The sequence below is a fragment of the Kitasatospora sp. NPDC057512 genome (genome assembly GCF_042802135.1).
Classification (GTDB): domain Bacteria; phylum Actinomycetota; class Actinomycetes; order Streptomycetales; family Streptomycetaceae; genus Kitasatospora.
The window spans coordinates 1-2513 of record NZ_JBHVET010000983.1 but is presented as its reverse complement, the minus strand read 5'-3'; the positions used below and the strand labels follow the sequence as shown (position 1 = coordinate 2513).

The window sequence follows — 2513 nt, the reverse complement described above, 5'->3', positions numbered from 1 at the left end:
GCCCGAGATCTCGCTCGGCTTCCCGCCGCCCTTCGGCGGCTCGCAGCGGCTGCCCCGGCACGTGGGCCGCAAGCGCGGCCTGGAAATGATTCTCACCGGTGACCCGATCCCGGCCGCCCGCGCCGCCGAGATCGGCCTGGTCAACTCGGTCGTCCCGGCGGACGAACTGCTGGACACCGCACGGGACCTGGCCGAGCGGATCGTCCGGCACGCGCCGACCGCCGTGGCCGCCTGCCTGCGGGCGGTGACCCGGGGCATCAACCTGCCGATCGACGAGGGGCTCGCGGTGGAGGCGGCGGCCTTCGCGGCGACCGTGCCGACGGACGGCGTGCGGGACGGGATCCGGCGCTTCCTGGACCGCTCCTCCTCCGGTGAGCGTTCGTCCGCCGGCGCGGACTCCTGAGGCGGTACCGGGAAATCCGTTGTCGGAGCGCGGCCGAGGGGCTGATCATGGCGGGATGTCGGATCTACTTGCCCGCGTGACCGCCTTCCAGGCCGCCTTCGCCCGCCGCCAGGCGGCGGAGACCGTCGAACTGCCGGATTTCCCGGGAGTGTTCGCCGTCCGGGACGCGGCGTTCGGCCGATCGGAGGAGCACAACCAGCTGATCGTCGAGGGTCCGGGCACCGACCCGGCGGTGCTGCCCGAGCTGGCCGCCCGGTGGCTGGGGCGCCGCCACCGGTACCGCGTCACGGTGCTGGACCCGGAGTTGGGTGAGCGGGCCGCCCCGGTGCTGGCGGCGGCGGGATGGGAGCGGGAGAGCGTGGTGGTCCTGGCCCGGTCGACGCGCGGCTGCCGACGGCCCGAACCGGCCGCGCTCCCCGTCGAGTTGGCCGAGATGCGGGAGGCGGTGCTGCGGCAGCAGGGGGAGTGGTTCGAGGACGAGGAGCTCGCCCGGCAGCTCACCGACCGCCGTTCCGTCCGGCTGCGCGGTGCCGAGCGGGTGCACTTCCTGGCCGCGCGGACGCCGGCCGGCGAGGTCGCGGCCTGGAGCGACCTCTACCTCGAACCGGCCGTCGGGCTCGGACAGTTGGAGGACCTGGTGACCGGTTCGCGGCACCGCGGCGCGGGGCACGGCGACACCCTGCTGGCGACCGGCCTGGCGCTGGCGGCCGAGGCCGGCGTTCCGCAGCTGTTCCTGCTCGCGGACGCGGTGGACTGGCCGCGCGAGTGGTACGGCCGCCGGGGCTTCGAGGAGATCGGGCGCGGCCACTCGTTCCACGGTCGATGACGGGTCGATGACGGTCGGGCGCAGGGCGACGGCAGGCGGGGTCAGGCCGTCTCCGGTCCGACGGCCGGCGCGGTGTCGCGGCCGCAGTGGGCGGCGACGGTGTCGGCGAAGGCGCGGGCGAGCGGGCCGAGGTTCTCCCAGTCCCGGACGGCCCACCCGGCGGTGAGGGCGGGCAGGTCGGGCAGCGGGAGCAGCCGCAGGCCGGGGTGGCCGGGGCCCTGCCACTGCGGGAGGGCCGGGACGACGGCGTGGCCGAGGCCGAGTTCGGCGAGCAGGATCGCGGTGTCCCAGTCCGCGACGCTGGTGTCGAAGACCGGCCGGATGCCCGACTTCCCCAGCCAGGACTCGACCTGGGAGCGGGAGACGGAGTTCTGCGGCAGTCCGATCAGCCGGGCGTCCTGGAGGTCGGCGGGCGAGATCCGGTCCCGGGCGGCGAGCGGGTCGCCCGCCGTGACCGCGAGCACCCAGGGCAGGTCGACCACCGGCTGCTGGTCGATGCCCCGGGCCGGGACGCCGAGGGTGATCCAGGCGAGGTCGACCCGGCCGGCGGTGAGCGACTCCAGGCAGCTGCGGCTGGAGACCTCGGTCTGGAACTCCAGGCTGACGCGGGGGAAGCGTCGCCGGAAGTCCACCACGGCCGCGGACATGAAGTGCCGGATGCTGGTGGCCCCGGTGGTGATTCGTACGGATCCGCCCTCACCGCGCGCGAGTTCGGCGATCCGGTGCAGCGCGTGGTCGATGCCGCCGAGGCCGGCGGCGACCGCCGTGCGCAGCAGGCTTCCCGCCGTGGTGGGGACGACCCCGCGCGGGTGGCGCTCGATCAGGGCGAGGCCGACCTCCCGTTCGAGCCGCTTCACGTGCTGGCTGACGGCGGACTGGGTGCAGTTCAGCTCGCGGGCCACGGCGCTGAGCGAGCCGGCCCGGCAGACCGCGGCGAATACGCGGAGGTCGTCAATGGTCACGGAGACCCAAGGTATTGCTTGGAGGGGCCCCAGTAAATCGGCGGATTGACTTGGGTGTCGTGCGGGATCGATCATCGAACCAGGGCCCAGGGCGGCAACCCGCCCGCTGCCTCCGCCGGCGTTCCGGACGCTGTGGCGGGAGCGGCGGGCGGGTGTCGACCCGCATCTGTGCAAGAGCAGTTCCATGCAAGAGCAGTTCCGTGCAAGAGCGGTGAGGTACGTCGGAGGGGGAGCGGGCGGGCGGTGCGCCGGTGCTCGGGGTGCGTCGTGCGTGAGCGCTCGCCGGGGCGCGGGTGGAGCGGGTGTCCGCGCCGGGTGGAAC

The 2513-nt window shown here is 74.7% G+C and carries 3 protein-coding genes; 2 read left to right on the top strand and 1 reads right to left on the bottom strand.

Annotated elements, in window-relative coordinates:
* Both ACFU6K_RS36600 and ACFU6K_RS36595 read left to right on the top strand, forming a co-directional pair.
* A partial coding sequence (locus tag ACFU6K_RS36600) for an enoyl-CoA hydratase-related protein (protein WP_380670597.1) occupies positions 1–403 on the top strand: 403 nt, incomplete at its 5' end.
* A 55-nt stretch (positions 404–458) separates the two neighbouring features.
* The gene (locus ACFU6K_RS36595) at positions 459–1229 is read left to right on the top strand and encodes a GNAT family N-acetyltransferase (RefSeq protein ID WP_380670595.1); all 771 of its coding nucleotides are present in this window, start codon (positions 459–461) and stop codon (positions 1227–1229) included.
* Positions 1230–1270: 41 nt separating this feature from the next.
* On the opposite strand, the gene ACFU6K_RS36590 is transcribed toward ACFU6K_RS36595, so the two are convergent.
* On the bottom strand, positions 1271–2191 hold the full coding sequence (locus ACFU6K_RS36590) for a LysR family transcriptional regulator (RefSeq protein ID WP_380670593.1): 921 nt from the start codon (positions 2189–2191) through the stop codon (positions 1271–1273).
* Positions 2192–2513: the final 322 nt, after the last annotated feature.